Here is a 16,970-nt window from a genome sequence, read left to right on the forward strand (position 1 = left end):
AGAAATGCGCCGGCCCTCTCGACGGATTTCAGTGTTTTCGTGCATATTCTTCCCCTGTAATGTGCTGATGGATATCGGGGCCCGTTCTGCCGAGGGCCGGCGCTATCTGTTGCATCTTTTCCTGCAATTTTGTTGTCAGACATTACGTTCCCTGTAGGGAGTACTGCCGAAAAGCCGTCTTGAGGTCTTGGCTGGCAAGCTAGAGTAATAATTCCTGCCTGCCGCATCGCCTGCCTGTACAGACGTTTCGCGCATCGCTTTATTAGTCTTTCAGACATCGACTTGAAATGATCGCACCCCTGTGTATTGGGCTGGGGGTGCCTGTAACCGGTTCGAGGAATTCTTCATTGGCAGTCAGTACTCTGGATACCCACGCGTTGTTCGCCCTGGGCGATTTGCGGGCCAAGTTGGCCAAGCTGTTTCAAGGGCGTTTCGTCTATGTCACCGAGCAGAACCCCGATGGCCTGTACATGGCCGAGATCGACACCGACGATGCCTTGGTCGTCGATAACAAACAGCACCTGGAATTGAAAGTCGGCGACCATTTTCGCGCGGCTGTATTGCCTAGCCGTGAGGGTGGCAAGCTGGAGCTGCGCTTTCGCGACATCAAGCTGAACGTCTATGGCGTTGGCGACTACGCCTTCGTCTCGGTGCCCGAGGGTGAAGGCATCGTGTTTCGCGAGGGGCATGGCGTGATGCTGGTGTTCGCTGCCCAGCAACAGGTACAGGAAGGCCTGGGCAAGCTGCTCAAGGCGGTGACCGGCAAGGTCGCCAAATGGCGCAAGGGCGAGCTGACCACCTTCAAGGCCAGCGAATGAGCGACGACGCGCCCACCGGTAGAGCGCATTTCCACCACCAGCACCAGGCTCAGGCCGTGGCGCAGGCCGAGCGTTTGCTGGCCATGCGCGAGGCGTTGGGAGCCGGCTGGTTGGCTTGGGTGGCAGGTGAGTTGTACCAGCTCAGCCCGCCCGAGTTCGCCGCCATGGTGCGGCGGGAACTGCAGCGCCTGACCCAGGGGTGAGGCAAATCGTTGTCCCTGCCGCTTTGGTGGCCTGGCTCAATTGCCGTGGTCACGCCCGCTGCTCACCTCTTCAGGCACCGGTTCTCCGGACATGCGTTTACGGAACAATGCAGCCCGGGCCAGCAGCAGCGTAGTCACCGGCACGGTAATGGACAGCAGGACCGGAATCAGCCAGGCGTGCAGCACCGGGCCTTGCTTGACCCAGGAGAAGTACAGGATCGAAGCCAGGCAGACGCACCAGGCGCCAAGGGTCGAGGCCAAGGCAGGCGGGTGCATGCGCTGGAAGTAGTCGTTCAGGCGCAGCAGGCCCAGGGCGCCGATCAGGGCGAACAGGCTGCCGCCAAGCAACAGCAGTGCGGTGATCAGTTCCAGCCAGAATGGCAACTCCAGGGTTTCGTTCATTCGATCACCTCGCCGCGCAGCAGGAACTTGGCCAGGGCGAACGAGCCGACGAAGCCGAACAGGGCGATCAGCAGGGCACCTTCGAAGTAGGTGTCGCTGGCGTAGCGGATGCCCAGCACCAGCATCATCAGCATGCCCAGGATGTACAGGTAGTCCAGCGCCAGGACCCGGTCCTGGGCGCTGGGGCCGCGAAACAGCCTGACCAGCGCCAGGGCCATGGCGGTGGCGAAGATGAACAGGCTGGCGAGGATGGCATTGGCGAGCAGGCCGGTCATTCGAAAATCTCCATCAGCGGGCGTTCATAGGTGTGCTTGAAGTGCTCGATGAAAGCCGCTTCGTCCTCCAGGTCGAACACGTGCAGCAGCAGGACGCTGCGGTCCAGCGCCAGCTCCGACCAGACCGTGCCGGGTACCACTGTGGTGATCATCGACAGCGCCGCCAGGCCATGGGCGTCGCGCAGGGCCAAAGGAATATGCACGAAGGCCGAGCGCGGAGGGCGCCTGCTGGCCAGAAGAACACTGCGCGCCACCAACAGGTTGGAATGAATGACATCGAGGCCCACTCGACCGATCAGCCGGGCGATCACCCAGGGTCGGCGCACATGGGCGTGCTGGGGCCGCAGCGGGGCCATCAGCAAGGGGGCCAGGATGGCCAGGATCGCCGCGAGCAGCAGGTTGCCTGGGCTGACCGACAGGTTCAGCAATAACCACAGGACGAACAGCGACACGGACAGCAGCGGGGCGGGGAACAGTCGTTTCATGGCTGCACCTGCACATCGAGCGTGGTTGGGCCAGGCAGCGGCCGGGTCGTCATCACGGCCTCGATATAAGTATCGGGGGCCTGCAGGCTGGCCGCGGTGTCCTGGGTATAGCGCAGCAACGGCTCGGCCTGGATGCTGAGCAGAATGCACAGGCCCAGCAGCAGGACGATGGGCAGGCATTCATAGCGGCGCAGCAAAGGCGAGGGGCGCTCCTCGGGTTTCCAGAAACGCTGGATGCCAACTCGGCCGAAGGCGATCAGTGAGGCCATGCCGGAGAGGATCAACAGGGCCACCAGGCCCCAGGCGGTGGCGGACAGGGGCTGGTCGGTCGGCGTGCCCAGGCCCTGAGGGTTGAACAGCGCACTGATCAGGCTCAGCTTGCCGATGAAGCCCGACAAAGGCGGCATGCCGATGATCAACAGGGCGCAGGCGATGAAGCTCAGGCCCAGGAAGGCCATGGTCCAGGGAATGATCTGGCCGATCACGGCCTTTTGCTCGTCGTCCAGGTTGATGCCCTTGGGCGGATGCAGTGACTCCAGCGGCGGTGGAATAGCGTCTTCCTCGTCGTCCAGCGGCGCTTCGTTGGCCGAACGCGAGCGCTCGACCAGCTCGGCGAGCAGGAACAGCGCGCACAGGGCCAGGGTCGAGCTCACCAGGTAGAACAATGCACTACCGGTCAGGATCGGCTGGCCAAAACCGACAGCCCCCAGCAGTGTGCCGGCCGATACCAGAATGCTCAGCGCGGCCAGGCGCTCCAGGCGCTGCGCGGCCAGGATCGACACTGCGGCGACCGCCAGGGTCGCCAGCCCGCCATAGACCAGCCACTGCCCGCCGAAATGCGCCGAGGCGCCGGCCTGGCCGGAAAACAGCAAGGTCCACAGGCGCAACACGGCATACAGGCCGACCTTGGTCATGATGGCGAACAACGCCGCCACCGGGGCGCTGGCCGAGGCATAGGCCGGCACCAGCCAGAAGTTCAGCGGCCAGATGCCGGCCTTGACCAGGAATGCCATGGCCAGGATCGCAGCGCCTGCGTGCAGCAGGCCACGGTCGGCCTCGGGTACCAGGGGGATCTTCAAGGCCAGGTCGGCCATGTTCAGGGTACCGGTCACCCCATAGAGCATGGCGGCGCCGATCAAGAACAGCGACGAGGCGAACAGATTGATGGCGATGTAGTGCAGGCCTGCCTTGACTCGCGCTCGCCCCGAGCCATGCAGCAGCAGGCCGTAGGAAGCGGCCAGCAGCACTTCGAAGAACACGAACAGGTTGAACAGGTCGGCGGTGAGGAAGGCGCCGTACAGGCCCATGAGCTGGATCTGGAACAGCGCATGGAAGCTGGCCCCGGCGCCATCCCAGCGTGCCCTGGCGAACAGCAGGGCACTGACCGCGACGATGCCGGTCAGGGTCAGCATCAACGCGGACAGGTGGTCCACGACCAGGACGATGCCGAACGGCGCCGGCCAGTTGCCCGGCAGGTAGACACCGATGGATTCGGCCTGCCCCTGGCTGCGCACCCAGCTGAGCAAGGCGAGGGCGATGCCCAGGCCTGCCAGGGTCGACAACAGGTTCAGACGGCCCTTTAGCGGGCGCCGCTTCTCGCCGAGCAGCAGCATCAATGCCGCAGTCACCAGCGGCAGGAGGATCGGGGCGATGATCAGTTGGTTTATCCCACTCATTCTTCACGCTCCCGGCCGTCGACGTGGTCGGTGCCAGTCAGGCCACGCGAGGCCAGCAAGACCACCAGGAACAACGCAGTCATGGCGAAGCTGATGACGATGGCGGTGAGCACCAGGGCTTGGGGCAATGGGTCGGTGTAGTTGAGCAGGTCTTGGGGCACGCCGTCCTTGATGATCGGTTCCTTGCCGATGAACAGGCTGCCCATGCTGAAGATGAACAGGTTGACGCCGTAGGACAACAGGCACAGGCCCATGATCACCTGGTAGGTTCGCGGACGCAGGATCAGCCAGACCCCGGAGGCGGCCAGGACGCCGATGGCCACGGCAATGACTTCTTCCATCAGGCGGCTCCTGCTTGGCTGGATTTGGACGGGGTGCCCGGGCGATAGGCGCGTACCGACTGGTGCGCCAGGGCAGTGAGGATCAACAGCGTGGAGCCGACCACGACGGTGTAGACGCCGATGTCGAAGAACAGCGCGCTGGCCACGTGCAGGTCACCGAGTACCGGCAGGTGCAGGTGGGCAGTGTGGGTGGTCAGGAACGGATAGCCCAGGGCCATCGCCCCGGCACCGGTCAGGGTGGCGCAGAGCAGGCCGGTGCCCATCCAGCGCAACGGGCGCAGGCTCATCTGCGCCTCGACCCACTGGGTACCGGCGACCATGTACTGGAGGATGAACGCCACCGACATCACCAACCCGGCGACGAAGCCGCCGCCAGGCTGGTTGTGGCCGCGCATGAACAGGTACATCGACACCAGCAGGGCGATCGGCAGCAACAAGCGCACCAGGGCCGCAGGCACCATCATGAAGCCCAGGGCGGTGTCGGTGGCGTGGCGCGGGTTGATCAGGTCGGTGACCACGTCCGGCGCCAGCTGGCGCTGCTGGGCAGGCAGCTGCATGCTTTCCTTCGGTGGGCGGAAGCGCCGCAGCAGGGCGAACACGGTCAGGGATACGGCCACCAGCACGGTGATCTCGCCCAGGGTATCGAAGCCGCGGAAATCCACCAGCATGACGTTGACCACATTGGTGCCGCCGCCCTGGGGCAGTGCCCGGCTCAGGTAGAAGGACGATATGTCGTTGGGTGTCGGCCGGGTCAGCATGGCGTAGGAGAGCAGGGCCATGCCGCCGCCGACCAGCACGGCCAGCAACAGGTCGCGCAGACGCCGCAGGCGTGCGCGTTCCTGGGTGCCTGCCAAGGGCGAGACGCCTTCGATCCGCCGCGGCAGCCAGCGCAGGCCGAGCAGGATCAGCACCGTGGTCACCACCTCGACCGCGAGCTGGGTCAGGGCCAGGTCCGGTGCCGAGAACCAGACGAACGTGATGCAGGTCATCAAGCCGCACACACTGACCATGATCAAGGCCGCCAGACGGTGATACTTGGCCTGCCAGGCCGCACCGATGGCGCAGGCGATGGCGATCAGCCAGAGCGCGACGAACACTCCCGAACCTGGGATTTTCGGCCGGTCACCCCAGCTCAAGCCGCTGTAGAGCATGGGCATCAGGCCGGCGACGAACGCGGCCAGGGTGAGCATGAACAACTGCTTCTGCAGGCGCCGGGTGGTCAACAGCCGCTCGATGCGCCGGGCCAGCAGCATCAAGTGTACGAGGCCGCGTTCGAACAGGCGCTTGCCGTTGAATCGCTCGATCAGCGGTGGGTGCGGGAAGCGGCCGCGGCGCAGTTGCTCACGCAGCAGCAGGTAGAGCACGATACCGCCGCTCATGGCGATCAGGCTCATGATCAGCGGGGCGTTCCAGCCGTGCCAGATGGCCAGGCTGTATTCAGGCAGGGTGCCGCCCACCACGGGCAGTGCGGCGGCGGCCAGCAGCGGGCCGACCGACTGTGCCGGGAAGATACCCACCACCAGGCAGGTCAGCACCAGCAGCTCCACGGGAGCGCGCATCCAACGGGGTGGTTCGTGGGGTGTGTGCGGCAGGTCCTGGGCAGTGGGGCCGAAGAAGACATCGACGGTGAAGCGCAGCGCATAGGCCACGCTGAAGGTGCCGGCCAGGGTGGCGATCACCGGCAACACGGTCTCGACCCAGGCAGTGGACGAGATGAACACCGTTTCGGCGAAGAACATTTCCTTGGAGAGGAAGCCGTTCATCAAGGGCACGCCAGCCATCGAGGCGCTGGCCACCATGGCCAACGTGGCAGTGAAGGGGATCAGCCGGAACAAACCGCTCAGGCGGCGAATGTCGCGGGTGCCGCTTTCATGGTCGATGATGCCCGCAGCCATGAACAGCGAGGCCTTGAAGGTGGCATGGTTGAGGATATGGAACACGGCCGCTACGGCCGCGAGCGGGCTGTTCAGGCCCAGCAGAAGGGTGATCAGGCCGAGGTGGCTGATGGTCGAATAGGCCAGCAGGCCCTTGAGGTCGTTCTGGAACATCGCCGCGAAGGCGCCCAGCAGCAAGGTCAGGGCGCCGGCGCCGCCGACGATCCAGAACCATTCTTCGCTGCCCGAGAGCACTGGCCACAGCCGTGCCAGCAGGAACACGCCGGCTTTCACCATGGTGGCCGAGTGCAGGTACGCCGAAACCGGGGTGGGGGCCGCCATGGCGTGGGGCAGCCAGAACTGGAAGGGGAACTGCGCGCTCTTGCTCAGTGCACCGATCAGGATCAAGGGCAGCAGCACCGGGTACAGCGCATGCTCGCGAATCAGTTGGCCGGCAGCCAGGACCTTGTCCAGGTCGTAGCTGCCGACCACATGGCCGAGCAGCAGCATGCCCACCAGCATGCACAGACCGCCTGCGCCGGTAACCATCAGTGCCATGTAGGCACCGCGTCGTGCATCGCTGCGATGGTGCCAATAGCCGATCAGCAGGAAGGAGAACAGGCTGGTCAGTTCCCAGAAGAACACCAGCTGGATCAGGTTGCCTGAGATCACCACCCCGAGCATGGCACCCATGAAGGCCAGGAAGAATGCGAAGAAGCGCGGCACTGGGTCCTGGGGCGACATGTAGTAGCGTGCGTACAGCGACACCAGGGTGCCGATGCCCAGCACCAGCAGGGAGAACAGCCAGGCGAAGCCGTCCATGCGCAGCACCAGGTTCAGCCCCAGGCTCGGCAGCCACAGGAATTCCTCGCGAATCACGCCGCCATGGGCGACTTGCGGGTACATCAATGCGACCTGGATGGTGCCAGCCAGGGCCACGAGCCCGGCAAGAATGGACTCTGTGTTACGTGCGTTGTGTGGCAGCACAGCTGCCAGGCAACTGCCCACGAACGGCAGAAGCAATAGCACTATCAAGGACATAGCGTTCTAATCTGGAGGAGTTTGGCAAAGATCATACGTGCCGCACGGTTGATCACCAACACGCAAGCGGCTGCACAATCCTATAAATGCGGCGTGACAAGCTGTTTTTTTATAACAGTTTTTTTCAAAGCATAGCTGCTGTCCGGCACTTCACAGGCCCGGTTCGCGTTCCTGCTGGCCTTCGCTTTGCGGCACTGTCGGGGCCTGGCTGGCGCGGCGGATCTTCAGTTCGCTGACCACCACGGCGATCACGATCAGCAGGCCTCCGAGCAGCGCCACGCCTGGCAGGCGTTCGCCGGCGATGCGGCCTACGACGCCCGCCCAGACCGGCTCGCCGGCATAGATGAGGGTCGCTCGGGTGGGCGAAACGGATTTCTGCGCCCAGTTCATCGCTACCTGGATCACCGCGCTCATCGCCCCCAAGCCGAGGGCGCTGCAAAGCAGCAGCCAGGAGAAATCCGGCAGGGCCTCCTGGGTCGGCACGATCATCAGGAAGGCCAGGGCCGAGGCGGTTGCCAGTTGAACCACGGTGACCCGGCGCACATCGACCTGGCCGGCATAGCGACTGATCAGGATGATTTCCCCAGCGATGGCCACGGCGCTGACCAGGGTGATCAGTTCGCCTTCGCTGAAATGCAAGGTGCCGCCGTTCGGGCCGGCCAGCAGCACCAGCCCGACGAACGCCAGACAGATGCCGAGGCTCGGCATCAGGCCGGGGCGACGCCCGAGCACCAGCCATTGCAACAGCGGCACGAAGGGCACATAGAGGGCCGTGATGAAGGCTGATTGGCTGCTGCTGATGGTCTGCAGGCCCATGGTCTGCAAGCCGTAGCCGAGCATGATCGACACGCCGATGAGCATGCCGGCCTTTAATTCCGTGAAGGTCAGCCCCGGCAGCGAGCGGGCTGAGACCAGGCCAACGAACAAGGCGGCCGCGGCAAAGCGCAGGCCGACGAAGAACATCGGGCCGCTGACGGTCATGACATTGTGCACCAGCAGGAAGGTGCCGCCCCAGAGCATGGTGATGAACACCAGCACCAGTTCCGCCTTGCTCAGGCGCAAGGCGGCGGGTTGGGTGTGCTGGCTGGGCTGGCTCATGGGCTTGCTTACTCGGCAGGGGCGGCGCACAATCGCCGCAAAGTGGGCAGTATACTGCGCAACTCCTACCTGTGAGCAATATAGTGCACAAAAATTCTTCGCACCGGGCGTCGGTGCTGCAACATGTCAGCCAGAACGTTCGCCAGCTGCGCAACGGCGCCGGGCTGAGCCAGACGGCCCTGGCCGAGCGCTCCGGGGTCAGTCGGCGAATGTTGGTGGCCATCGAGGCGGGCGAAAAGAATGTCAGCCTTACCACCCTCGACCTGATCGCCGAAGCCTTGGGTGTGGCGTTCAGCACGCTCATCCAGGCCCCCGACCGACGTGACCCCAGCCGCATAAACGAACTGGCCTGGGCCGGCGAGCATATCGAGAGCAAGGCCGTCCTGCTGGGCAGCAGCCCAGCCCGGCGTGAGGTCGAGCTCTGGGAGTGGACCTTGGCACCGGGCGAGGCGTACGCCAGCGAAGCCGACGCCGAGGGTTGGAGCGAGCAGATCTATGTGGCTGCCGGCTGCCTGACACTGGTCATCGAGGGGCGTGAGCTGCACTTGCAGACGGGCGACTTCCACGTATTTCCCAGCAACTGCCAGTACGTGTACCGCAACGATGCCAGCGAGCCCACGCGGTTCGTGCGCAACGTGGTGATCTAGGCGCGTTAGCGGCGGTATTCGGCGAGCAGTTGCTCGGTGCTCTCGACCCGGGCATAGGCGAAGGCCAGTGCCGCCATGGAGGCCGCCTGGACCTGCGCTGCGGGTACCTGCATGCCGGCGAAGTCCAGGGGCAGGGTCGCGCAGGCATCGTGAGCCACTGCCACTTGATAGCCATGGTCGGCCGCCGCGCGGGTGGCCGCGTCGATGCACATGTGGCTCATGCTGCCGACGATGGTCAGGACCTGAACGCCATGCTGGTCGAGCAAGGCCTTGAGGTTGGTGTCGCGAAAAGCATTGACCTGGTGCTTGGTCACCACGGCTTCGTCGTTGGCCGGTGCCACCTTGGAATGGATCTGCGCACCGTCAGAGCCTGGCGTGAAGAATGGCGCGTCGGCACTGTCGAATTCATGGCGCACGTGCACCACCAAGTCCCCTCGGCTGCGGGCCGCGTCCAGCAGGCGGGCCGCGTTGTCGGCGGCGCTGTCGGCACCGTCGAGGGTCCACTTGCCGCCGGGGAAGTAGTCGTTCTGGATGTCGATGATGATCAGGGCCTGCTTGCTCATGCTGCCTCCTGTGGCAGTAGTGGTTGGTTGAGGATAGTTATAGGCTTGGGCGAAGTTCCTTGGGATTGGCGCGATCGACACAATGACGGCAAAAACTGACAGCCCCGGTACCCTGGAAATCGGCGTATTGGTCTACCCGGGGGCGCAAGGCGCCGCCGTGCATGGCCTGACGGACTTGTTCGCGGTGGCCAACCGGGTCGCCGCCGAGCTCGGCGAAGGCAACTTGCCATGCTTGCGTGTCAGCCATTGGCAGGTCGACGACGATGGGCAGCTGATGGTCATCCATGACAGCCTGGCGCAACCTCGCCATGCGCTGCGTGCCCTGGTGATCCCGCCGAGCCTGGAATCGGCACCGGCTCCCGCGCTGCTCGAGCGCCACCGTACTGCACTTTGCCAATGGCATGGGCAGGGCACTGTGCTCGCTTCGGTGTGCATCGGGGTGTTCTTCATCGCCGCCAGCGGTCTGCTCGATGGGCGAGCGGCGAGTACCCATTGGAACTATGCGCAGGCACTGGGCGAGCGCTTCCCAAAGGTGCGGGTGGAGGCCAACCAGCCGCTGCTCGATGATGGCGACATCCTGACATCTGCCGGGCTGATGGCCTGGACCGAACTTGGCTTGCGCTTGCTGGAGCGTTTCCTTGGTGCGACCCTGGCTCGGGAAACCGCCCGTTACCTGGCTGTGGAGCCGCTGGCCAGCCCTCTGCCGGGGGCGCGTTTCAGCCCGCGGCTGGACCATGGCGACGAAGCAGTGCTCAAGGTCCAGCACTGGCTACAGGGCAGTGGTGCACAAGAGGCAGACCTAGCGAGCATGGCGCTGTGTGCGGGCCTGGAGCCGCGCACTTTCCTGCGCCGCTTCCGCGCGGCCACGGGCCTGCGGCCGACCGAGTATTGCCAGCAGGTGCGCGTGGTGCGGGCGTGCCGGTTGCTGGAGTTCACCCGGCGCAGCGTCGATCAGATCGCGTGGGGCGTGGGCTATCAGGATCCGGGCGCGTTTCGCAAGGTGTTCCAGCGCATCGTCGGCTCGACCCCCAGCGATTATCGGCGGCGCTTCATCGCTCAATCCTGACATTGCGTTTGGCCTTTGATCGCGGGGCAGGCCACGGACGCCTGATGGGCGGGTGGGTGCGGCCCGGGGCCTTCCTCGGCCAGGCGGTCGTGATGATTGCGCAGTGGGCATTCTTTCAACGACAGGCAACCGCAGCCGATGCAGCCGTCCAATTGGTCGCGCAGCATGGTCAGTTCGTCGATCCGCCGGCTCAGATCGTCACGCCAGCGCGCCGATAGCCGGCCCCAATCTTCGGCATTGGGCGTGTGATCCTTGGGCAGGGTGTCCAGGGCCTGGGCGATGTCGGCCAAGGCGATGCCCAGGCGCTGGGCCATCTTGATCACTGCCACGCGGCGCAGCGTGGCCCTGGAGTAGCGGCGTTGGTTGCCGGCATTGCGCAGGCTATGGATCAGCCCCTTGGTTTCATAAAAATGCAGCGCCGTGACGGCCACGCCGCTGCGTGCGGCCAGCTGGCCGACGCTCAGCAGCTTTTCTTCGCAAGAGGGCGTTTTACTTGGCATGGGAAGAAATTCCTTGACCTTGACTTAACTCGAGGTTTTACCCTCCTAGCCATCGCGCTGCAAGCGCCCGGAGCAAGGAGACAGTCCATGGCGGCCCAGGCCAACACCCTATGGTTCACCCAAATGATCGAATACGAAGTGCCAGCGACCCGGCAGCAGGCGCTGGCCGAGGCCTTGGTGATGCGCAGCGAAGCGTTGGCGATGCGTTGCGAGGGGCTGCTGGCGGTCAGTATCCAGGCCAGCGACGATGGCAGTCGGGTGTTGCAGTATCTGCAATGGCAATCGCGTCAGGCATGGGCAGCGGCGGCAGACTGTTTCGTGGAGGAGCCGTTTCTCGACCTGCTGTGCCAGCATCAGGCGCGGGGCGTCAACTTCGCCGCCTACCAGGCCTTGCGCAGCCTTGTACGCGGCGCCGACGGCGGGTTGCAGTGCCAGATGGGCGAGCCTCAGGCATACCAGGGCGCGTAATGCGGATAGCGGTCCAGGCGTGCGCCGATGACCATCTCTTCGATCCAGGACGCGAGCATGGCGCTGTAGGCTTTCTGGCATTCCTCGCTGGAAAGGGCATGGTCGGCGCCGTCAACGATACGGTGGGTCAGCGAGTGGGCCGCGACGAACGCTGAGCGATAGCTCATCAATGTGTTGTGCGGCACGTAGTCGTCCTTTTCGGACTCGACCAGCAGCACGTCACCGCCAAACTCGGCACAGGCGGCCAGGGCGCGATTGTCGGCAGGGCCCAGGATGCGCTGGCGATAGCTGTTCAGGCGTTGCCGATCCAAGGCCTGCTTGGGCGTTTCCCAGTCATCGTCCCAATACAATGCCGGCACCCGCAAGGCCAGCCACTTGACGGGGCGCTGGGTCGTCAGCAGGGTCGCCAGGTAGCCGCCATAGCTGCTGCCGATCACGGCAATGGCCCCCGCGTCCACGGCAGGGTGGTTGGCCAGTTGGTCGTAGGCGGCCAATACGTCGTCCAAGTTCTGCCTGCGGGTGACGGTCAGGCGCTGGCTTTCGGTCTTCTCGTGGCCGCGCAGGTCGAAGGTCATGCACACACAGCCAAGCCCGGTAATGTTGCGCGCCCGGGCCAGGTCGCGTTGCTGGCTGCCGCCCCAACCGTGGACGAAGAGGATGCCTGGCATCTTGCTGCCAGGGCTGACCACGGTGCCGGCGATGCGGTCGTCCTCGACCTGCAGCTCGACTGATTCACTCTGAATGGTCATGGTGGCGAATCCGTGCATACTTGCTGAATTGTCCGAGTTCACTGTCGTTTCCCTGGTAGAAAAGTGTGGCGTCGGCAGGCAGTTCGGGAAGGCCGAAGACTTCATGGCTCGAGGCATGCACTCGGTGCAGGGCCGGGTCGTCGGCGAAGGCCTGCAGGGCCAGGATCTCGGCGCTGCTGGCTCCGCCCAGGCGCCAGGATTGCTCAAGCACACCGCTGCGCAGGCGCTGCCGGTGGTCCCGGCCACGGGCGATGTCATAGTTGCGGCGGGAGGCGATGAAGCCAGGGAAGTGCCGTTGCGCGGCGCGTTCATAGGTCATGGCCTGGTTGATCGCCAGGCGCAGGTGGTCTTCAAGCGGCAGCTGCAGCAGCGACGGGTAGCCGCCACGTACCACCACCAGGTCGGAGCCGCCATAGACCTCGGTACCCTGGTGGTCATGGGTCAGGCGCTGGGTACCGTAATAGCTGCACACCAGGTCGCCGACGCAGGCCTGGCCGACGCTGTAGGTCTCGACCTCGTCCAGGTTCTCTTCCAGCACGAGCCCGACGAGCCCCAGCGTCGCATCATCCATCTGTGCCAGCAGCGGCTCCAAGTCCCCGGCGTGCTCGACCACCTGCTGCCCACGACCCGCGCAAGCCAGCACTGGCTTGACCCGGATCGGGCCCTCGCGCAGGAGCAGGGCCGCCGCCTGCCGGGCATCGGCCTTGCTGAACACCGTGTAGCCGCGCAGCAGGGCCTCGCGGGCGTCGCAGGCGAACGCATCGGTCCAGCCAGGGGGAAAGCTCGCACCGGTTGGCAGAGGATGGGAGATCGCCTTGGTGGCCATGAAGGGGTGCGTGACCAGGCCGCCGAACAGGTCGTGCTCGTCCACGATCCCTAGAGGCCGGTAGCGCTGCGGGTCGACCAGGGTTTCGGTCGGCAGGTAGTAGTAGCGATCGTCGCTGACAGGCGGCTGGTCGGGCGCGGCCCTGCCGATGCCGAGCAGGCGCGCCAGGTAGTCAGCGAGCTTGAGGTGGACGGCGTGCTCGTGGTCGGGCGTGTGCTCGCGAGTATCGAGCAGTACGACGGCGGTTTTCGGGTCACGGGGTCGGGGCATGGGCGATGGCTGTCTGCTGGGTATGTATGGTGTCTGAAGCCGCTTGCCTGGCTAAAGTTCAGCGCAGTTGATCGGTGGCATGGGCTCAGCCCGTTGCGCATCCTCGTTCGTTATTCTGGAAACATTGCGTACCTTGTCGCGATTGCGGCCCTTGGCTGGCTGATCCATTATCAGCGCCCTGGAATAGTCGAAGGTGTATCCGCAGGAGTGCGCATGAACAGTCAGTCCCCGATTCAGCAAAGCGTGCCGGCACGCCTGGCGCGTGTGCGCGAGGTGATGGTCAGCGAGGGGCTGGATGCCCTTCTGGTGCCCTCGGCCGATCCTCACTTGTCCGAATACCTGCCGGGCCACTGGCAGGGGCGTCAATGGTTGTCCGGCTTCCATGGATCGGTGGGCACCCTGGTGGTAACGGCGGGCTTTGCCGGGCTCTGGGCCGACAGCCGTTATTGGGAGCAAGCTCAGCAGGAACTCGCCGGCAGTGGTATCGAACTGATGAAGCTGCTCCCTGGGCAGCCTGGAGTGCTGGAGTGGTTGGGCGAGCACATCAAGCCCCAGGGTACGGTTGCCGTCGATGGCGCGGTCATGGCGCTGGCGTCCGCCCGGCAATTGGAGGAGCGCCTCAGGGCAAAGGACGCGTGCCTGCGCACCGACCTGGACGTGCTGGGCAAGGTGTGGGATGGCCGGCCGGCTCTGCCGGGCAAGGCCATCTACCAGCACCTGCCTCCCTATGCCAGCGTCAACCGTGCGCAGAAGCTGGCCGAGTTGCGTCGCACGCTGGGTGAGCGAGGCGCTGACTGTCACTTCCTCGCCACCCTCGATGACATCGCTTGGCTATTCAACCTGCGAGGCAGCGACGTCTCCTACAACCCGGTGTTCGTTTCCTTCGCACTGATCGGGCAGGAACAGGCGACCCTGTTCGTTGGGTTGGATAAAGTCGATGAGCATCTACGGCAAGTGTTGGCGGCAGATGGCATCGAGGTTCGCGATTATGCCGAGGTAGGCCAGGCCTTGGGCGCGATCGCACCGGGCAGCCGCCTGCTGGTGGACCCGACCCGCGTTACCTGCGGCTTGCTCGGGCAGTTGGATGAGCGCGTGCAATTGGTCGAAGGCGTCAACCCCACCACGTTGAGCAAATCGCGTAAGAGTGAGCACGACCTGGTACATATCCGCCAGGTCATGGAGCAGGACGGCGCCGCGTTGTGCGAATTCTTCGCCTGGTTCGAGGCGAACCTGGGCAAGGAAACCATCACCGAACTGACCATCGACGAGCGGTTGACCGCGGCGCGGGCGCGTCGGCCGGATTTCGTGTCGCTGAGCTTTTCTACCATCGCGGCGTTCAATGCCAATGGTGCCATGCCGCACTATCGGGCGACCGAACAATCCCATGCAGTGATCGAAGGCGATGGCTTGCTACTGATCGACTCGGGTGGCCAATACCTGGGCGGCACCACCGATATCACGCGGATGGTACCGATCGGCACGCCGAGCCTCGAGCAACGTCAGGACTGCACGCGGGTGCTCAAAGGCATGATCGCGTTGTCGCGCGCCAAATTCCCGCGAGGCATTCTTTCGCCCTTGCTCGACGCCATCGCCCGTGCGCCGATCTGGGCGGATCAGGTCGACTATGGCCATGGCACGGGTCATGGCGTGGGCTACTTCATGAATGTCCACGAAGGCCCCCAAGTCATTGCCTACCAGGCTGCAACGCTGCCGCAGACCGCGATGCAGGCGGGCATGATCAGCTCGATCGAGCCGGGTACCTACAGGCCGGGAGCCTGGGGCGTGCGCATCGAGAACCTGGTAGTCAACCGGGAAGTAGGCAAGAGCGCTTTTGGCGATTTCCTGGCGTTCGAAACCCTGACCCTTTGTCCGATCGATACGCGCTGCCTGTTGCTCGAGCTATTGGGGCAGGAGGAGGTGCAATGGCTCAATGCCTATCACGCAACCGTGCGTAAGCGGCTGGCGCCTTTGCTCCAAGGTGAGGCGCTGGCCTGGCTGCAGGCCCGAGCGGCGCCGGTCTGACCTGGCAGGTATGCGCCAACGAAAAAAGGGCAGCCGTTTGGCTGCCCTTTTTCATGTCACTTGCACAGGACGATCATGCTGCGGCTGGTGTAGCCAGCCGGGTTGATGCCAAACAGGTAGTCACCCGGCTCTTCGTCCGCATCCCCGGAACGGGCGATGACCTTGTAACCGCGGTTGCCGCAGGACGTGGCTGCCTTGCTGTAACACTTCTCCCAAGAAGAGGAGAGGCCAGAGCAATTGATATGCAGCCCCTTCTTCCCCCGCTTCACCTCGGTCTTGGCGGTGGCGGCGCATCCAGCAATGGCCAAGATGGCCAGGATGAGCAAAATACGTTTCATTCCTGTCCTTAAATGCAGGGCCGACCAGCATGCCTGGCCCCGTCGTTATCGCTCTTTTCTTCCTGGAATTACCCCAACGTCCCTGTCTTGTACAGTAGATAGCGTAAAGATCAAATTTTTATGACAGCTTAATCAGCCTAGCTTGGAGGGACAATGGGAAATGTCTGAACGAATGAAAATATTTCTCATGTCAGTCCGCCACTACAGCTGTCGGTGTTTCCTTACGCATGGACAAGGTCGCACCGACGGAAGCCGTGATGATCGCCAGAATGGCGAGCCACTGGGAAAGGGACAGGATTTCCCCCAGGAACAGCAATCCTGAAAGCGCGGCGAATACCGGCTCGATGCTCATCAGGGTGCCGAAGGTACGGGCAGGCATGCGGGTCAGGGCGATCATCTCCAGGCTGTAGGGGAGGGCGGTGGAGAGCACCGCAACGCCCAGGGCCACCGGAATCAGGGCCGGTGCGAGCAATGCGCTGCCGGCATGTGCGATGCCGATAGGTGCGACGAACAGCGCCGCCACCAGCACGCCGAGAGCAGCTGTCTGGATGCCATGTTCGGCACCGGCGCGTTGGCCATAAAGGATATACAGTGCCCAGCACACCCCGGCCCCCAGTGCATAGGCTGCTCCAACCAGGTCGATGGCCTGCCCGGAATGGCCGACGGGAATCAGCAGCAGTAACCCGATCATGGCCAGGCCGATCCAGAGGAAATCCACTACCCGGCGCGAGGCCAGGATCGCGACGGCCAGTGGCCCGGTGAATTCCAGTGCCACGGCGATACCCAGCGGGACGGTACGTACGGACATATAGAAGAGCAGGTTCATACCGCCCAGTGCCAGACCATAGATGACGACGCTGCGAAGCGTGGCGGCACTCATCCGCGCACGCCACGGGCGCAGCAATAGCAACATGATGATGCTGGCGAATACCAGGCGAAGGGCCGTGGTGCCTTGAGCACCGACAGCGGGAAACAGGCTCTTGGCCAGGGAGGCCCCTGACTGGATCGAGGCCATGGCGATCAGCAGCAGGCCGATCGGGAACAGCGTAGCGGCCAGGCTGCGAGGCTGGTTGTTCATTGCAGGAGGGTGATCCTTATTAAGAGGTAATGTAATACGGCTGAGCACTATAGTGCGCAATGGGCCTGGTCGCCGGCAAGAGCGGTTTGGTAATGTTTTTTGAAAATAACGGTTGACGTGCCGTTTCAGGGGCCTATAATGCGCCCCACTTCCGACGCAGTCGAAACGCAAAACTCCTTGAGATTCAATGAGTTGAACGGTTCAGGTAGTATCGGAAGGCTTCGGTCTCA

At 63.9% G+C, this 16,970-nt stretch carries 19 protein-coding genes; 6 read left to right on the forward strand and 13 right to left on the reverse strand.

The features are described 5' to 3' along the window. The first annotated feature begins 347 nt into the window (after nucleotides 1-347). Both ACNFG0_RS07490 and ACNFG0_RS07495 read left to right on the forward strand, forming a co-directional pair. Nucleotides 348-818 carry a hypothetical protein gene (locus tag ACNFG0_RS07490; protein ID WP_196146740.1) on the forward strand — a complete coding sequence of 157 codons (471 nt, stop codon included), beginning with the start codon at nucleotides 348-350 and terminating at the stop codon, nucleotides 816-818. Continuing rightward, nucleotides 815-1,021: a hypothetical protein gene (locus ACNFG0_RS07495; RefSeq protein ID WP_196155561.1), complete on the forward strand. Its 207-nt coding sequence runs from the start codon at nucleotides 815-817 to the stop codon at nucleotides 1,019-1,021. Before ACNFG0_RS07490 ends, ACNFG0_RS07495 begins: the two co-directional genes overlap by 4 nt. Before the next feature lie 36 nt (nucleotides 1,022-1,057). On the opposite strand, the gene ACNFG0_RS07500 is transcribed toward ACNFG0_RS07495, so the two are convergent. The 7 genes from ACNFG0_RS07500 to ACNFG0_RS07530 form a co-directional block, all read right to left on the reverse strand. Continuing rightward, a complete protein-coding gene (locus ACNFG0_RS07500; RefSeq protein ID WP_196146738.1) occupies nucleotides 1,058-1,423 on the reverse strand; it encodes a Na+/H+ antiporter subunit G in 366 nt (121 codons plus the stop codon). Then, the gene (locus tag ACNFG0_RS07505) at nucleotides 1,420-1,698 is read right to left on the reverse strand and encodes a K+/H+ antiporter subunit F (RefSeq protein WP_084854726.1); all 279 of its coding nucleotides are present in this window, start codon (nucleotides 1,696-1,698) and stop codon (nucleotides 1,420-1,422) included. Before ACNFG0_RS07505 ends, ACNFG0_RS07500 begins: the two co-directional genes overlap by 4 nt. Next, the gene (locus tag ACNFG0_RS07510; protein ID WP_196146737.1) at nucleotides 1,695-2,183 is read right to left on the reverse strand and encodes a Na+/H+ antiporter subunit E; all 489 of its coding nucleotides are present in this window, start codon (nucleotides 2,181-2,183) and stop codon (nucleotides 1,695-1,697) included. Before ACNFG0_RS07510 ends, ACNFG0_RS07505 begins: the two co-directional genes overlap by 4 nt. Further along, on the reverse strand, nucleotides 2,180-3,859 hold the full coding sequence (locus tag ACNFG0_RS07515) for a monovalent cation/H+ antiporter subunit D (protein WP_416764378.1): 1,680 nt from the start codon (nucleotides 3,857-3,859) through the stop codon (nucleotides 2,180-2,182). Before ACNFG0_RS07515 ends, ACNFG0_RS07510 begins: the two co-directional genes overlap by 4 nt. Beyond that, nucleotides 3,856-4,200 carry a Na+/H+ antiporter subunit C gene (locus tag ACNFG0_RS07520; RefSeq protein WP_084854729.1) on the reverse strand — a complete coding sequence of 115 codons (345 nt, stop codon included), beginning with the start codon at nucleotides 4,198-4,200 and terminating at the stop codon, nucleotides 3,856-3,858. The genes ACNFG0_RS07515 and ACNFG0_RS07520 overlap by 4 nt, the downstream gene beginning before the upstream one ends. Continuing rightward, nucleotides 4,200-7,115 carry a monovalent cation/H+ antiporter subunit A gene (locus ACNFG0_RS07525; RefSeq protein WP_416764379.1) on the reverse strand — a complete coding sequence of 972 codons (2,916 nt, stop codon included), beginning with the start codon at nucleotides 7,113-7,115 and terminating at the stop codon, nucleotides 4,200-4,202. Before ACNFG0_RS07525 ends, ACNFG0_RS07520 begins: the two co-directional genes overlap by 1 nt. Nucleotides 7,116-7,265: 150 nt before the next feature. Further along, on the reverse strand, nucleotides 7,266-8,213 hold the full coding sequence (locus ACNFG0_RS07530; protein ID WP_196146734.1) for a DMT family transporter: 948 nt from the start codon (nucleotides 8,211-8,213) through the stop codon (nucleotides 7,266-7,268). Nucleotides 8,214-8,296: 83 nt separating this feature from the next. Between ACNFG0_RS07530 and ACNFG0_RS07535 the strand changes: the two genes are divergently transcribed. Beyond that, complete coding sequence (locus ACNFG0_RS07535) at nucleotides 8,297-8,860, forward strand: helix-turn-helix domain-containing protein (RefSeq protein ID WP_416764380.1); 564 nt, start codon at nucleotides 8,297-8,299, stop codon at nucleotides 8,858-8,860. A gap of 5 nt (nucleotides 8,861-8,865) precedes the next feature. Here ACNFG0_RS07535 and ACNFG0_RS07540 read toward each other — a convergent pair whose 3' ends face one another. Then, the gene (locus ACNFG0_RS07540) at nucleotides 8,866-9,423 is read right to left on the reverse strand and encodes a cysteine hydrolase family protein (RefSeq protein ID WP_196155564.1); all 558 of its coding nucleotides are present in this window, start codon (nucleotides 9,421-9,423) and stop codon (nucleotides 8,866-8,868) included. Nucleotides 9,424-9,505: 82 nt separating this feature from the next. On the opposite strand from ACNFG0_RS07540, the gene ACNFG0_RS07545 reads away from it, so the two are divergent. Beyond that, nucleotides 9,506-10,489: a GlxA family transcriptional regulator gene (locus ACNFG0_RS07545; RefSeq protein WP_196146731.1), complete on the forward strand. Its 984-nt coding sequence runs from the start codon at nucleotides 9,506-9,508 to the stop codon at nucleotides 10,487-10,489. On the opposite strand, the gene soxR is transcribed toward ACNFG0_RS07545, so the two are convergent. Continuing rightward, nucleotides 10,480-10,989: a redox-sensitive transcriptional activator SoxR gene (soxR, locus tag ACNFG0_RS07550; protein WP_196146730.1), complete on the reverse strand. Its 510-nt coding sequence runs from the start codon at nucleotides 10,987-10,989 to the stop codon at nucleotides 10,480-10,482. The two genes, ACNFG0_RS07545 and soxR, sit on opposite strands and share 10 nt — an antisense overlap. Before the next feature lie 87 nt (nucleotides 10,990-11,076). Here soxR and ACNFG0_RS07555 point away from each other — a divergent pair, with 87 nt between their 5' ends. After that, nucleotides 11,077-11,457, forward strand: a complete 381-nt coding sequence (locus tag ACNFG0_RS07555) for an antibiotic biosynthesis monooxygenase (RefSeq protein ID WP_196146729.1) — start codon at nucleotides 11,077-11,079, stop codon at nucleotides 11,455-11,457. Here the strand turns inward: ACNFG0_RS07555 and ACNFG0_RS07560 are convergent. Beyond that, the gene (locus ACNFG0_RS07560; protein WP_196166708.1) at nucleotides 11,436-12,206 is read right to left on the reverse strand and encodes an alpha/beta fold hydrolase; all 771 of its coding nucleotides are present in this window, start codon (nucleotides 12,204-12,206) and stop codon (nucleotides 11,436-11,438) included. The two genes, ACNFG0_RS07555 and ACNFG0_RS07560, sit on opposite strands and share 22 nt — an antisense overlap. Continuing rightward, nucleotides 12,190-13,302 (reverse strand): DUF3182 family protein, encoded by a 1,113-nt coding sequence (locus ACNFG0_RS07565; protein ID WP_196146727.1) that lies wholly within the window; start codon nucleotides 13,300-13,302, stop codon nucleotides 12,190-12,192. Before ACNFG0_RS07565 ends, ACNFG0_RS07560 begins: the two co-directional genes overlap by 17 nt. Nucleotides 13,303-13,515: 213 nt before the next feature. Here ACNFG0_RS07565 and ACNFG0_RS07570 point away from each other — a divergent pair, with 213 nt between their 5' ends. Further along, entirely contained in the window at nucleotides 13,516-15,324 is a 1,809-nt protein-coding gene (locus ACNFG0_RS07570) for an aminopeptidase P family protein (protein WP_416764381.1), read from the forward strand. A gap of 56 nt (nucleotides 15,325-15,380) precedes the next feature. On the opposite strand, the gene ACNFG0_RS07575 is transcribed toward ACNFG0_RS07570, so the two are convergent. Both ACNFG0_RS07575 and rhtA read right to left on the reverse strand, forming a co-directional pair. Then, nucleotides 15,381-15,662: a hypothetical protein gene (locus ACNFG0_RS07575; RefSeq protein WP_196146725.1), complete on the reverse strand. Its 282-nt coding sequence runs from the start codon at nucleotides 15,660-15,662 to the stop codon at nucleotides 15,381-15,383. Between the two features lie 190 nt (nucleotides 15,663-15,852). After that, entirely contained in the window at nucleotides 15,853-16,740 is an 888-nt protein-coding gene (gene rhtA / locus ACNFG0_RS07580; RefSeq protein WP_416764382.1) for a threonine/homoserine exporter RhtA, read from the reverse strand. Between the last annotated feature and the right edge of the window lie 230 nt (nucleotides 16,741-16,970).

This window comes from Pseudomonas sp. NY15372, assembly GCF_048068215.1.
In the GTDB taxonomy this organism is placed as follows: domain Bacteria; phylum Pseudomonadota; class Gammaproteobacteria; order Pseudomonadales; family Pseudomonadaceae; genus Aquipseudomonas; species Aquipseudomonas guariconensis_A.

Bases quoted from the DNA above. Each gene is read 5' to 3' on its own strand.
- ACNFG0_RS07495 (WP_196155561.1), top strand. From the start codon at position 815: ATGAGCGACGACGCGCCCACCGGTAGAGCGCATTTCCACCACCAGCAC.
- ACNFG0_RS07500 (WP_196146738.1), bottom strand. From the start codon at position 1,423: ATGAACGAAACCCTGGAGTTGCCATTCTGGCTGGAACTGATCACCGCA.
- ACNFG0_RS07505 (WP_084854726.1), bottom strand. From the start codon at position 1,698: ATGACCGGCCTGCTCGCCAATGCCATCCTCGCCAGCCTGTTCATCTTC.
- ACNFG0_RS07510 (WP_196146737.1), bottom strand. From the start codon at position 2,183: ATGAAACGACTGTTCCCCGCCCCGCTGCTGTCCGTGTCGCTGTTCGTC.
- ACNFG0_RS07515 (WP_416764378.1), bottom strand. From the start codon at position 3,859: ATGAGTGGGATAAACCAACTGATCATCGCCCCGATCCTCCTGCCGCTG.
- ACNFG0_RS07520 (WP_084854729.1), bottom strand. From the start codon at position 4,200: ATGGAAGAAGTCATTGCCGTGGCCATCGGCGTCCTGGCCGCCTCCGGG.
- ACNFG0_RS07525 (WP_416764379.1), bottom strand. From the start codon at position 7,115: ATGTCCTTGATAGTGCTATTGCTTCTGCCGTTCGTGGGCAGTTGCCTG.
- ACNFG0_RS07530 (WP_196146734.1), bottom strand. From the start codon at position 8,213: ATGAGCCAGCCCAGCCAGCACACCCAACCCGCCGCCTTGCGCCTGAGC.
- ACNFG0_RS07540 (WP_196155564.1), bottom strand. From the start codon at position 9,423: ATGAGCAAGCAGGCCCTGATCATCATCGACATCCAGAACGACTACTTC.
- ACNFG0_RS07545 (WP_196146731.1), top strand. From the start codon at position 9,506: ATGACGGCAAAAACTGACAGCCCCGGTACCCTGGAAATCGGCGTATTG.
- soxR (WP_196146730.1), bottom strand. From the start codon at position 10,989: ATGCCAAGTAAAACGCCCTCTTGCGAAGAAAAGCTGCTGAGCGTCGGC.
- ACNFG0_RS07555 (WP_196146729.1), top strand. From the start codon at position 11,077: ATGGCGGCCCAGGCCAACACCCTATGGTTCACCCAAATGATCGAATAC.
- ACNFG0_RS07560 (WP_196166708.1), bottom strand. From the start codon at position 12,206: ATGACCATTCAGAGTGAATCAGTCGAGCTGCAGGTCGAGGACGACCGC.
- ACNFG0_RS07565 (WP_196146727.1), bottom strand. From the start codon at position 13,302: ATGCCCCGACCCCGTGACCCGAAAACCGCCGTCGTACTGCTCGATACT.
- ACNFG0_RS07570 (WP_416764381.1), top strand. From the start codon at position 13,516: ATGAACAGTCAGTCCCCGATTCAGCAAAGCGTGCCGGCACGCCTGGCG.
- ACNFG0_RS07575 (WP_196146725.1), bottom strand. From the start codon at position 15,662: ATGAAACGTATTTTGCTCATCCTGGCCATCTTGGCCATTGCTGGATGC.
- rhtA (WP_416764382.1), bottom strand. From the start codon at position 16,740: ATGAACAACCAGCCTCGCAGCCTGGCCGCTACGCTGTTCCCGATCGGC.